A 12,894-nucleotide genomic window follows, 5' to 3' on the forward strand; every position below is an offset into this window, starting at 1 on the left:
GCGCCGGGTGGCGACCACCTCAGAGGTGGTCACGCCGACGATCTGGTCCGTCGCTCCTACCGCAACAACTCGCGCTCGTCGTAGGGAACGTAGTGCAGGCCACGGAATGCGGCGCTGCTGGCGAAGACGGCGGCGTCGAGTTCGGTGCCCCGATGCTTGGCCATCCGGAGGGCAAGGCGGAGAAGCATCTTGATGTCTCGGGGCGTGATCTGGGGGAAGCCGCCGACCAGATCGTCCAGCAGGTCCTCGGGGAGCACGACGTCGTTGCCTGCGGCCAGGATCTGCCAGACCTGTCGGGCGTCCTTCGCCGACGGCGGGTTGTACTCGATCACCGCGGCGCAGCGCGCCAGGATCGCCTCGTCCACACCGTCCACACGATTGGTGGTCAGGAACAGCAGGCCGTCGAAATACTCCAGAGTGCGCAGGAATTCGGCGACGATGGCATTCTGCGCGAGGTCGAGTCCGCGTTCCATGACGAACACATCGGCCTCGTCGAGCAGCAGCACCGCATCCCACCGCTTGGCGCGGTCGAAGATCACCTCCAGGTTCTTGCGCACCAATTCGGCTGTCACACCCAGAGATCCGGAATGGATCGAGTACAACGGACGGCCGGTCACCTCGGCGTACACCTCGGCGGTCAAGGTCTTGCCCACACCGGGCCGGCCCTTCGCCAGGATCACATTGCCTGCCGACTTGCCGTCGATGATGTCGCCGGTGAAGACCGAGATGTCGGTGGTCAGGATGTTCAGCAGTTCGCGTTGCTCATCCGGCAACACCAGTTTGTGTTGCAGGTCGGCGTCATAGGCGTACTCGGTGAGGTCACCGGTGTTGACGTCGAGGAAGTCCTGGGCACCCAGATCGAACACACGCACCGCGGTGATCACCGGGACCGTGCCGTAGTCCCCGTCGTCGAACAGGATCGACGGCGCCACCATCCGCAACGCCGCGATCTCCGACGTCGCCACGTCGTGCACCACCTTGCGGTTCTCCCGGATGTTGGGTGCACGGTAGTCGTCGGTGCGGATGACCCGACCGGTGTAACGGAACTGGCGCCCGAACCCCTCGTCGATGATTCGCTGGTAATCATCACGGCGCGCCTGGTATTCGGCCTTCAGCTCGGCCGTCTCCTTGTAGGCGCCACCGGACACCAGCACATCGCCGGGCGACTTCCCGACGATCTCGGTCTCCTCGAACACCAGCAGCCGTGGTTTGCGGGACGGCCGCTTCACCGTCGCATTGTCGGCCTCCATGGTGAACTTGATCCGCGGTCCGTGCGTGCGGTCGGCATGCTCCATGGAGATGTCCATGACCAGATACGGATGCAGATAGCCATCGGTTTCCCGCACGTAGAGCCATCCGTCGATCAGGTCGTGGCGCAAGAAGCTCCGGAAGATCTCGGTGGCCGCATCGACATGCGGGATCACCGGGAACGATCCGGCCCGCGCCGACACGATCGCGGTGACCGCCCGCGCGAACGAGTCCTCGCCGAACGCCGCGGCGGTGGCGATCAGATCGGCCAGCGCGGCATCGGTGAGATCACGGTCGGCGATCCCGATCTCGGCCGACCGCCACGACGAGGCCTGGGCGCGGGCCGCGGCGAGATCGTCGGAGGAGGTCGCCGCGACGAGAGTTGTGGGGGCTACGAGCATGGGAACACCTTCTTGCCGGATATGCGACTTACCGGATATGCAACAAGGCGGGGGACGAATCGAGAAGGGCAGGAGTTCTTCTCGATTCGTCGCCCCGCCTCGTCAGTGACCACCGAGCAACGGGCGGTGGTAGATCAGGCCTCGGGATCGAGGACGAAATCGTAGTCGACGAGGACACCCTCGCCGTTCGGGGCGTCACGCGGGTCGAGCATCAGCTCGGGCTTGACGGCCGAGGCGATGTCGTCGTCGTTGTGCGGGTCGCCCGGGAAGTACAGCTGGGTGGTGATCAGCTCGTATCCGGGGGCGCTCACCTTGAAGTGCAGGTGGGCCGGACGCCACGCATGCCAGCCGGCCGCGGCGATCAGCTGGCCGCACGCACCGTCGGTCGGGATCTGGTAGGGCGCCGGACGCAGGCTGTGGATCTCGAACCGGCCGTCGGCGTTGGTGATCCAGGTGCCGCGCAGGTTCCACTCGGGCAGCCCCGGAGCGAACTGCGAGTAGAAGCCGAGGTCGTCGGCGTGCCACAGCTCCACCTTGGCATCGGACAGCGGGGTGCCGTCCACCGCACGCACCTGACCGGCGAACACCATCGGGGTGCCCGGCTCGTCGTCCCGCATCGGAATGGTTCCGTTCCAACCGAGTTCGGGCGAACCCGACAGGTAGTACGGCCCCTCGATGGTGCCCTTGCTGCCCTCGCGGTGGGCGTTGGCGACCTCTTCCACCGAGTGCTCGAGCCACACGTCGAGGAACAGCGGCCACTCACCGTCGGTACCGACCTTGATCAGCCACGCCTTCAGAGCGTTGTACTCCTCGTAGCTGACCTTGTCCTCGATCACGATGTCGTTGAGGGCCTTGACCACCTTGGTGGCGAGGTAATCGACACGGGCGGTGTCGATCACGCCCGAGCGTCCACCCACGCTGGCCATGCGCTCCTGGAACCGGGCCGAGGCGTTAGCGCCGGACTCGGCGGCCTTGGCGGTCACCTCGGCATCGAAACTGGTGTCCACGGTGTTCGTCATCTTGGGTACTCCTTCGGGTGTGTTGGCCTGGGCTGATGCTGTGGGTGAGGGCCGGTCAGCCCGCAGCGATGTCGGACGGATGGGTGGCCAGCGGGGTCACCTTGATGTCCATGTAGGGGAACAGGGGAAGCGCCGACAGGACGTCGTGCAGTTCGTTGTTGTCGGCGACGTCGAAGATGGAGTAGTTCGAGTATTCACCGACGATCCGCCAGATGTGCGGCCACTTACCCGATCGCTGCAGGTCCTGCGAGTACGCCTTCTCCCGGGCGACGGTCTCGGCGCGAACCTCGGGATCGAGATCGTTGGGGATGTTGACGTCCATGCGAACGTGGAACAGCATCGGTGGTTCTCCTGTCTGCGGGGCGGGTCGGGCTGCGGTCTGCGTGGTGGATCAGCGGTCGACGCGGTAGCGGTCGAGCTTCTCCGGATCGATCTCGATGCCGATCCCGGGTTCGGACGACGTGTGCAGATGGCCGTCACGGATCTGCAGCGGTTCGGTGAGCAGGTCGTCGCTCATGTCGAGGAAGTTCGACAGCTCGCCGGCGTATCGCGAGGTCAGCTGGAACGACGAACCGAAGGCCAGTGCGCACGCGGTGCCGACCTGGCCGTCGATCTGGTTGCCCATCACCACCTCGAGGCCGAGGCCCTCGGCCAGGTGATGGACGCGCCGCGACCACGTGAAACCGGTGCGCGCGGTCTTGATGCTGATCGCGGTGGCCGACCGGCCGAGGATCTCGCGGGTGACGTCGGCGGCGGTGGGCACCGACTCGTCGGCGATGAACGGGATGTCGAGCTGTTCGACCAGCCACCGCCGGCCGAGCACGTCGTCGGCGGGGCACAGTTCCTCGGCGAACAGCAGGTCGAGGTCGGCCATCTCCTTCATCGCGCGCAGCGATTCGGCGGCGGTCCAGCCGCGGTTGCCGTCGACGTAGAGCTCGATCTGGTCGTCGAAACGTTCGCGCAACGCCCGCACGACCGCGGTGTCGAGGCCGACCGGCCGGCGGCCGACCTTCACCTTGAACGTCGCGATGCCGTAGGTGTCGCGCATCCGCTCGGCCTCGGCGACCATCTTGGCGGGCTCGTCGAAGCCGAGCATGTGGCTGACCCGCATGCGATCGGTGTAGCCACCGAGCATCTCGTTCACCGACAGCTTCAGGGTCTTGCCGAGCGCATCCCAGATCGCCATGTCCACGGCAGCTTTCGCGGTGGGGTTGCCGATCGTGCGGGCCAGCGAGGCGACCATCTGTTCGCGGTCGAGCAGGGTCAGCCCGATCAGCTGTGGCGCGAAGACCGTCTCGATCACCGCGACGATGCCCTGCTGGGTCTCGCCGTAGGTGAACGGGCGCGGCGGCGCCTCCGCCACACCCACGATCCCGTCGTCGGTGTGTACCCGCACCAGCACATGCGTGGCCACCGACACCTCGCCCGAGGCGAAACGCAACGGCTTGCGGTACGGGATGGCGAACGGGATCGCCTCGATCGCGGTGATCTTCATCGGATCTCTCTCATCGGGTGCGCAGTGACCTGCGCCGTGGACAGGGTGGTCGTGTCGGTCGGGGTGGCCGATCCGGCGTGTACGGCTGCATCGGTCGGCGCGAAGGCATCGCCGATGACCCGGGCCACCGCGTCGACGACGGGGTTGGGGTTGCCGGCCGCCCAGGCCAGCGCGATGTCGGTGGAGGCGGCATCGGTCAGCTCGCGCATCACCAGACCGTCCAGCGGAAGTGCCCGCACCGAGGCGGGCAGGACGGCCACGCCCAGACCGGCGGCGACGAGCGCCAGCAGCACCGGGGTGCCCGACGCGTCGTGGGCCCGTTGGGGAACGAAGCCGGCGCGCCGGCAGCTGCGCACGGTGGCGTCGTTGACCGCCGAGTCGCGGCTGTCGTACATGACGAACGGCTCGTTGCGCAGGTCGACCATCGAGATCACCGGTTCGACGGCGAGGCGATGATCGGCGGAGACCACCAGAACCTGCGGCTCGACGTCGATGGTGCGGACCTCGAAGCCGTCGCCCACCACCGGCGGGCGCAGCACCCCGAGGTCGAGTTCACCGGACTGCAGGGCGGTGCACTGCATCGGGGTGAGCATGTCCGACGAGATCCGCAGTTCGACGTCGGGCAGGGCCTGCTTGACCGCGCGGGCGATCCGCGGCAGATGCGAGAAGGCCGCGATGCCGGTCAGCCCCAGTCGCACCACACCGCTGCGGCCTGCGGCGATGCGACGCACACCGTCGACGGCGGTGTCGACGTCGGCCAGGATACGGTCGGCCTCGGTCTTGAGGAACTCACCGGCGGGGGTGAGCGCGACCTGCCGGGTGGTGCGGGTGAACAGGGTGACGTCGAGCTCGGACTCGAGCTGACGGATCGCATAGGAGAGCGCCGGCTGGGCCACGTGCAGCATCGCCGCCGCCTGCCCGAAATGGCAGGTCTCGGCGACGGCTGCGAAGTAGCGCAGATGCCGCAGCTCCATGGTCAATACCCTTTCGGACCTCGGTGGTCACCTCGTTGTGATCACCCTCGCGGTGCACTGTGATCAACACCACGCATGACCTCACGGTAAACCCCAGATAGATACGAAACAAGGACACAGTTTCGGCCTATTCATCGATGCGATCGATCAATTGGATGCTTGGCCAAGACTGGCAATAGCCCTGGTGTGACGGGCGCCACGTGCTGGGAGGGTCGAAGTACAGCCCACTTCAGGAGGTATTCATGACCGTCACCGATCGGCCCACCCCGACCACTCCCGCAGAGTCGGTGACCGCGCACGTCCGCCAGGTCCTGTCCGACGCCGTGATCGACGACCGGGACGCCGGCATCTACCGCGCCAATCGCCGGATCTTCACCGACGAGGAGATCTTCGAGCTGGAGATGCGCCACATCTTCGAGGGCAACTGGATCTACCTGGCGCACGAGAGCCAGCTCCCCGAGCCCGGCGACTACTTCACCACCTACATCGGCCGTCAGCCGGTGGTGATCACCCGCGACAAGTCCGGCGAACTGCACTGCCTGATCAACGCCTGCGCCCACCGCGGCGCGATGATCTGCCGGCGCAAGACCGACAACCGGATGACCCTGACCTGCCCGTTCCACGGCTAGACCTTCCGCAACGACGGGACCCTGCTCAAGGTCAAGGATCCCGAGGGCGCCGGCTACCCGGACACCTTCGACGTCGACGGTTCCCACAACCTCACCCACGTCGCGAAGTTCGGCAACTACCGCGGCTTCCTGTTCGGCAGCCTCAACCCCGACGTCCTGCCGCTCGAGGAACATCTCGGCGACACCCGCACCGTCATCGACATGCTCGTCGACCAGTCACCGGAGGGCCTCGAAGTGCTCCGCGGCTCCTCCACCTACACCTACGACGGCAACTGGAAGGTGCAGGCGGAGAACGGCGCCGACGGCTACCACGTGACCGCCACGCACTGGAACTACGCCGCCACCACCTCCCGCCGCAACACCGGCGAGTCAAAGAACGACACCAAGGCCCTCGACGCCGGCGGCTGGGGCAAATCCGGTGGCGGGTACTGGTCGTTCCCGCACGGACACCTGTGCCTGTGGACCTGGGCCGCCAACCCGCAGGACCGCCCGCTGTGGGACAAGATGGACGAGCTCAAATCCCAATTCGGCGATGCCAAGGGCGAATTCATGGTCAAGGGGTCACGCAACCTCTGCCTGTACCCGAATGTGTATCTGATGGACCAGTTCTCGACGCAGATCCGGCACTTCCGGCCGATCGCACCGGACAAGACCGAGGTGACGATCTACTGCATCGCCCCGAAGGGCGAGAGCGATGAGGCACGCGCCCACCGCATCCGGCAGTACGAGGACTTCTTCAACGCCTCCGGCATGGCCACCCCGGACGATCTCGAGGAGTTCCGGTCGTGCCAGCTCACCTTCCGCGCCACCGCCGCCCCGTGGAACGACATGAGTCGCGGTGCACAGCACTGGCTCTCGGGTCCCGACGAGGTGGCCACCAGTCTCGGCATGAGTGGGATCGTGTCGGCGGGTGTGCGCAACGAGGACGAGGGGCTCTACCCGGTGCAGCACGGCTACTGGCTGCAGACGATGACCGCGGCAGCCGATGCCGAAGACGCCGCCGCCCAGGCGTGATGCGGCGCGTGCCCCGAACCCACCTCGTCGTCAACGCTTTTCCGGACAGGACACCATCATGACCACCACCGAGAACACCCCCGCCACCGACACCGCCACTCCCGTCGGGACCACGCTGATCACCCAGAACATGATCGAGCGGTTCCTCTACCGCGAGGCCCGCCACCTCGACGACCGCGAGTTCGAGAAGTGGCTGGACTGCTACGCCGACGACGTCGTCTACTGGATGCCGGCCTGGACCGACGACGACCGCCTCGTCGAGAACCCGCAGCGCGACATCTCGCTGATCTACTACGCCAACAAGGGCGGTCTGGAGGACCGGGTCTTCCGCATCCGCACCGAACGGTCGTCGGCGACGTCGATCCCCGAGCCGCGCACCAGCCACAACATCACCAACGTCGAGGTGATCGAACGTCGCGGAGACCTCGTCGACATCCGATTCAACTGGCACACCATGTATTTCCGCTACAACACCGTCGACCCGTACTACGGCACCTCGTTCTACACGATCGACTTCTCCGGACCGTCACCGCTGATCCGGCGCAAGACCGTGGTGCTCAAGAACGACTACATCCACCACGTGGTGGATGTCTACCACTTCTGAGAGGCGGCCCCGACATGACCGCCACCACCGAAACCGGCGCCCGGGCGGCATCGCCCGCGGCCGCGCCGACACATCAGGTCGCACTCGCCTTCGAGGACGGCGTGACCCGCTTCATCACCTGCCGCGAAGACCAGACCGTCGCCGACGCGTCCTACCGGCAGCGCATCAACATCCCGCTCGACTGCCGTGACGGCGCCTGCGGAACGTGCAAGGCGTTCTGTGAGTCCGGCGAGTACGACGGCGGGATCTACATCGACGATGCCCTCTCCGAGGACGAGAGCGCCGCCGGTTACGCCTTGCCGTGCTGTATGAAACCGCAATCGGATCTGGTGCTGCAGATCGCGGCGACCTCCGACATCGCCAAGACCGCGGCCGGCGAGTTCACCGGTACCGTCGTCGGTCTCGACCGGTTGTCGGAGTCGACCATGCGGCTCGAGATCGAGATCGCCGACCGCGCCGACCTCGCCTTCCTGCCCGGCCAGTACGTCAACTTCGCGGTCCCCGGCACCGACGACGGATCGGGCGAGATGCTGCGCCGCTCCTACTCGTTCGCCAACGGCCCGCACGAGGAGCGGCTGGTCTTCCTGATCAAGCTGACCCCGGGCGGCGCGATGTCGACCTACCTCACCGACCGCGCCCGCCGCGGCGAGACCATCGGCTTCACCGGCCCGCACGGCTCGTTCTTCCTGCGGGAGTCGTCACGTCCGGTGCTGCTGTTGGCCGGCGGCACCGGGCTGGCACCGATCCTGTCGATGCTGCGCTCACTGCACACCGACAAGAGCCCCCGTAAGGCGCATCTGATCTACGGCGTGTCCACCGACACCGACCTGGTGGCGCTCGACGAGATCGAGTACTTCGCCCGCGAACTGCCCGGTTTCACCTGGGATCACTGTGTGTCCGAACCGGACAGCGCCGCGGTCAACAAGGGCTATGTGATGAGCCTGATCGAACCGCGTCATCTCTACGACGGCGACGTCGCACTCTATCTGTGCGGTCCGCCGCCGATGGTGGAGTCGGTGCGCCGCCACGTCGTCGACGCCGGTATCGAACCGGTGGGTTTCTACTACGAGAAATTCGCCCTCGCCGTACCGGCCGGCGCCGCAGCGCAGGCCGGCGAGACACCGGAGATCGCACCGGAGAGTGCCGTCGCCCCCGCTCTCGCCGACGAACTCCTCGAGACCGGTGACGGGCGAGCGATCGCGGGTCAGCAGATCCTGGCACCGAATGTGTTGTCGGCGTGGACCGGTGAGCGACACACCGCCGCCGACACCGGGATGGGCAGCATCGCCGGCCAGCAGGTGTGGCCGACCGCGGGTTCGGTAGCCTCGGGTGTCGACGCCGGCGGTTCGCTGTTGCCGGTCGGCGACGGCCGGGCGATCGCCGGTCAGGAGATGTTCGTGGCCGCAACCCCATCGGGGATCCCGGATGCCGAATCCGTTGCGGCCGAACCACCTGCGCACGCCGGTCATGCACCCGATCCGGTGGCCACCCGGCCGGCCGAGCCGGATGCCGTGCCGGAGATCGGCGAACCCACGGTCACCGCACAGGGATATGTGATCGGTGAGGAGCATCCCGGCGTCCACGAGTCGGACGCACTGTTCGAGGCGCGGGCCGCCCTGGAACTCGGTGCGCTGGAACTGACCTTCGGCCGGCTGACCAGTGGTCAGCTCGCCGGATACCGGCTGCTCGCCGAGGCCACCGTGCCCTACGTCGACAACGATCACTTCGTCGACGCCGCCGAATACACCGAGACCAACGCGGCCTTCCACGACTATCTGTTCACCCTCACCGGCAACGAGCATCTGCTCGACGCCTACCAGGCACTCGGGGTGAAGGGCCGGATGGGCGAGGTGTTGCGCAATGCCACATGGTGTCATCCGCTGTGCGCGCAGGATCACCTCGACATCGTGACCGCCTTCGCCTCCGGCGATCGCGACGCCGCCCGGGGGCTGATCTCGGCACATGCCGACCGGTCCAAGCAGACCATGCGCCGGGCGATGGCCGACGAGATGGCCCATCGCCGGCCGCGGTTCGTCACGCCCGGCCGGTTCGCCGGCAAGGTGGTGGTGGTGACCGGTGCGGCGCAGGGCATCGGTGAGCAGACGGCCCGCCGGATCGCCGCCGAAGGTGGTGCCGTCGTGTGCGCCGACCGCTCCGAACTGGTTCGCGATCTGGTGGATTCGCTGGCCGTCGACGGTGGTCGGGCAGCCGCCGTCCTCGCCGATCTCGAGACCTATGAGGGTGCGGCGTCGGTGGTCGCCACCGCGATCGAACGCTTCGGCCGGGTGGACGTACTGGTCAACAATGTGGGCGGGGCGATCAACTTCAAACCGTTCGTGGAGTTCTCCGACACCGAGATCCGCGCCGAGATCGACCGGTCGCTGATGACCACGCTCTACGCCTGCCGGGCGGTGCTGCCGTCGATGGTCGAGCACGGGTCGGGTGTGATCGTCAACGTCTCGTCGGCGGCCACGCGCGGCATCCACCGGATTCCGTATTCGGCGGCCAAGGGCGGGATCAATGCAATCACCGCATCGCTGGCGATGGAGTACGCCGATCACGGTATCCGTGTGGTGGCCACCGCACCCGGCGGTACCGAGGCACCACCGCGCCGGATCTCGCGGGGCACACCCACGCCCACCGACCCCACCACCCAGCAGTGGTTCGACGCACATATCGAGCAGACCGTCTCGTCGTCGCTGCTGAAGCGGTACGGAACTCTCGACGAGCAGGCGGCCGCGATCTGCTTCCTGGCTTCGGAGGAGGCGTCCTACATCACCGGCACGGTGCTGCCGGTCGCGGGCGGGGATCTCGGATAGCCGCCCCCGATGTGCGCCACCTCCGGTGGACGGGGGTGCGCGCACCTAGGATTGACCGGGTGATCATCGAGGCCGGCTGTGTCGGTCGTGATCGGGAGGTCGCGGAGATCCTCGACCGCGCCGCACGTCCGGGCGGCGCCGTCCCTCCCGTCGCGGCCCCACTCGTGGTGGTCGGGGCGCCTGGGAGCGGGAAGAGCACGCTGCTGCGCCGGCTCGTCCATCGGGCCGGCGAGTTGTCGCTGCCGATCCGGGTGATCGACGACGCCGACACCCTCGATCCCGGCGTGCTCGAGACACGCTCCCGCGATGAGTCCGCCGACCCGGTGTTCACCGTCCTGGCGGTGACCCGCCAGACGCCGGCCATCGAGGCCCTGCTGGCCGATGTCCTGCGGCTCGACGGTCTCGATCGCGATGCGGTGGCCGAGATGGCGACCCGGCGTGGGCGCGTGGTGCATCCGGCGGTCATCACCCGTCTGACCCGGCACACCGGAGGCAACCCCCGCGACGTCATCGCCCTGCTCGACGAGGTACCGCCCCATCAGTGGGCACGGTCGGAGATGACGTTGCCCGCCCCACGTCGGGTGGTGGCACAGGTGGCTTCGACACTCGAGGCGTGCCGGACACCCGCCCGCACCCTGATCGAGGCGATCGTCGTGGTCGACGATCCCGAGTCCTTCGCTCTCGCAGTACGACTCGCCGACGTCGACGACGTGCTGGGGGCGCTCGACGATGCCCGGGCGACGGAGCTCGTCGTCGCACCGGCGGCGCTCACCCCCGCCGACCTGCAGCCCCGCCCGGCCGATGCCCTGATCGGTGCCGCCGTGCTCGAGGTGATGGGGATCGCCCGGGTCGGTGAGATGCACCGGCGTGCCGCCGAACTCGTCGACGAGCCGATCGTGCGGTTGCGACATCTCGTTGCGGCCACCCCCACCCCGGACGCCGACCTGGCCGATCAGCTCGACCTTCTCGCGTACGAGCGCGGCGGTGACGGGGCGTGGGCACAGGCCGCCGAACTGTTCTCCCAGTCCGGACGGCTCACCGCCGATCCCCTACTGCGCGAACAACGCATCATCCGGGCCGTCGATGCACGGCTCGCGGCAGGCGACTGCGTCGGTGCGGCCGCCCTGGTCCCGACCGTCGAGAGCCTGCGTGAGACCGCGATGCGCAACGTCACCCTGGCCTATCTGGCGATCCTGCGCGGCCGGTCCACCGAGGCGCAGGTGCGCCTGGATCGTGCCTGGGCGATCGTCAACCGGGATCGCGAACCGGAGGTGGCCGCGGTGATCGCGCAACGATATGTGCTGCACCATCTGGTGCGAAGTCAGGGTGCCGAACTCGTCACCTGGGCCGAACGGTCGATCGCCATGGCCGGGGACTCGTCGTCGGCGGGAATCGAGGCCGCCAGCATCCGGGGTCTGGGGCAGGCGTGGTCAGGGCGGCCGGACCTCGCCTTCGCCTCGTATGACGAACTGGCCGAACGGGTCCGGGCCGGGGCGCAGGCGCAGCGGGTCACGATGGGCCGGGGCTGGCTGCAACTGGGCACCGGTGATGTCACCACCGCACGCAGCAGTCTGGAATCCGCGGTGGCGATGGCCAACCTCGGTGGCTCCAACCGGATCTCGTTGTGGGCGATGGCGTGGCTGGCGCGGGTACAGTTCCTCACCGGCGAGTGGGATCAGGCATTGCAGATCACCGAACGGGGACGACGTCTGGCGCATGACAGCGGTATCGACCTCACCACTCCCCTGCTGAACTACACGGCAACTCAGATCCATGCACTGCGTGGTGACTGGGATGCGGCCGAGTCGGATGTGGCCGAGGCCGCCGGCCCCATCGGCGACTACGAGATCATGCGGGTCCCCACCTTGCTGGCGCGGGCGCAGCTGGCCGAGGCTCGGGCCGACTACGGCAAGGTGATCCGGATGCTGGAACCGGTGCGGCTGTTGGCGCAGACCACCCCGGCGCTGGTCGAGCCCGGCTGGTGGACGTGGGTGGACATCCTCGCCAATGCGCTGGTCATCGACGGACAGCTCGAGGCCGCCGATGCATTGCTCACCCCACACGAGGTGATCGCCGAGCAGCGTAGACATCTCCCTGCCCGTGCACGATTGGCTTATGCGCGGGGCAGGCTGCTCGGCGCCGAGGGTGACATCCACGCCGCGCAGCGCTCATTTGTCGCCGCCCTGGAGTTCCTCGACGGCTCCCCGCTACGACACGACCTGGCCCGAGTGAACTTCGCCTACGGCCAGACGCTGCGTCGCGCCGGGAAGCGCCGCGCCGCCGATGCGGTGATGAGCACCGCCCGCGAGATCTACCTGTCGCTGGGCGCGACCACCTATGTGGAGCGCTGCGATCGGGAGATCAAGGCCGGCGGGCTGCACACCGCCCGCACCGATCGCGACATCGTCGACCTCACCCCACAGGAAGATGCGGTGGCAACACTTGTGGCCCAGGGGCTGTCGAACCGAGAGGTCGCTGCACAGCTGTACATCTCGCCGAAGACGGTGCAGTACCACCTCACCCGGATCTACGCCAAGCTCGGCGTCCGGTCGCGGGCCGAACTCGCCGCGTCACGGAGATGACGGGCGGGGTCGAATGTGTGGAGGAGTTGATGACTCAACCACCAACGGACAGTGGCTCATTGAGCCCAGCTTCCTTCGATGATTGAGCCGGACTACCTTCGATGATTGA

8 protein-coding genes and 1 pseudogene are annotated in these 12,894 nt (G+C 67.4%); 4 read left to right on the forward strand and 5 right to left on the reverse strand.

Annotated features, from left to right (window positions below; genetic code table 11):
* Positions 1-56: 56 nt before the first annotated feature.
* From GD1_RS22675 to GD1_RS22695, 5 genes are all read right to left on the reverse strand, one after another.
* Positions 57-1,649: an AAA family ATPase gene (locus GD1_RS22675; RefSeq protein ID WP_059039751.1), complete on the reverse strand. Its 1,593-nt coding sequence runs from the start codon at positions 1,647-1,649 to the stop codon at positions 57-59.
* Between the two features lie 134 nt (positions 1,650-1,783).
* Complete coding sequence (gene catA, locus GD1_RS22680) at positions 1,784-2,668, reverse strand: catechol 1,2-dioxygenase (RefSeq protein WP_059039753.1); 885 nt, start codon at positions 2,666-2,668, stop codon at positions 1,784-1,786.
* A 55-nt stretch (positions 2,669-2,723) separates the two neighbouring features.
* The gene (gene catC, locus GD1_RS22685; protein ID WP_020791421.1) at positions 2,724-3,008 is read right to left on the reverse strand and encodes a muconolactone Delta-isomerase; all 285 of its coding nucleotides are present in this window, start codon (positions 3,006-3,008) and stop codon (positions 2,724-2,726) included.
* A gap of 51 nt (positions 3,009-3,059) precedes the next feature.
* Positions 3,060-4,163 carry a mandelate racemase/muconate lactonizing enzyme family protein gene (locus GD1_RS22690; protein WP_020791428.1) on the reverse strand — a complete coding sequence of 368 codons (1,104 nt, stop codon included), beginning with the start codon at positions 4,161-4,163 and terminating at the stop codon, positions 3,060-3,062.
* Positions 4,160-5,137, reverse strand: a complete 978-nt coding sequence (locus GD1_RS22695) for a LysR substrate-binding domain-containing protein (RefSeq protein WP_083534639.1) — start codon at positions 5,135-5,137, stop codon at positions 4,160-4,162. Before GD1_RS22695 ends, GD1_RS22690 begins: the two co-directional genes overlap by 4 nt.
* A gap of 242 nt (positions 5,138-5,379) precedes the next feature.
* On the opposite strand from GD1_RS22695, the pseudogene benA reads away from it, so the two are divergent.
* From benA to GD1_RS22715, 4 genes and pseudogenes are all read left to right on the forward strand, one after another.
* Positions 5,380-6,780, forward strand: a pseudogene (benA, locus tag GD1_RS22700) (benzoate 1,2-dioxygenase large subunit).
* 58 nt (positions 6,781-6,838) lie between these two features.
* Positions 6,839-7,384: a benzoate 1,2-dioxygenase small subunit gene (gene benB / locus GD1_RS22705; protein WP_059039755.1), complete on the forward strand. Its 546-nt coding sequence runs from the start codon at positions 6,839-6,841 to the stop codon at positions 7,382-7,384.
* Between the two features lie 14 nt (positions 7,385-7,398).
* Positions 7,399-10,203, forward strand: a complete 2,805-nt coding sequence (gene benC / locus GD1_RS22710; protein ID WP_059039757.1) for a benzoate 1,2-dioxygenase electron transfer component BenC — start codon at positions 7,399-7,401, stop codon at positions 10,201-10,203.
* Between the two features lie 59 nt (positions 10,204-10,262).
* The gene (locus GD1_RS22715) at positions 10,263-12,785 is read left to right on the forward strand and encodes a LuxR C-terminal-related transcriptional regulator (protein ID WP_059039759.1); all 2,523 of its coding nucleotides are present in this window, start codon (positions 10,263-10,265) and stop codon (positions 12,783-12,785) included.
* Positions 12,786-12,894 lie beyond the last annotated feature (109 nt).

It is taken from the genome of Gordonia desulfuricans NBRC 100010 (assembly GCF_001485495.1).
GTDB classification, from domain to species: domain Bacteria; phylum Actinomycetota; class Actinomycetes; order Mycobacteriales; family Mycobacteriaceae; genus Gordonia; species Gordonia desulfuricans.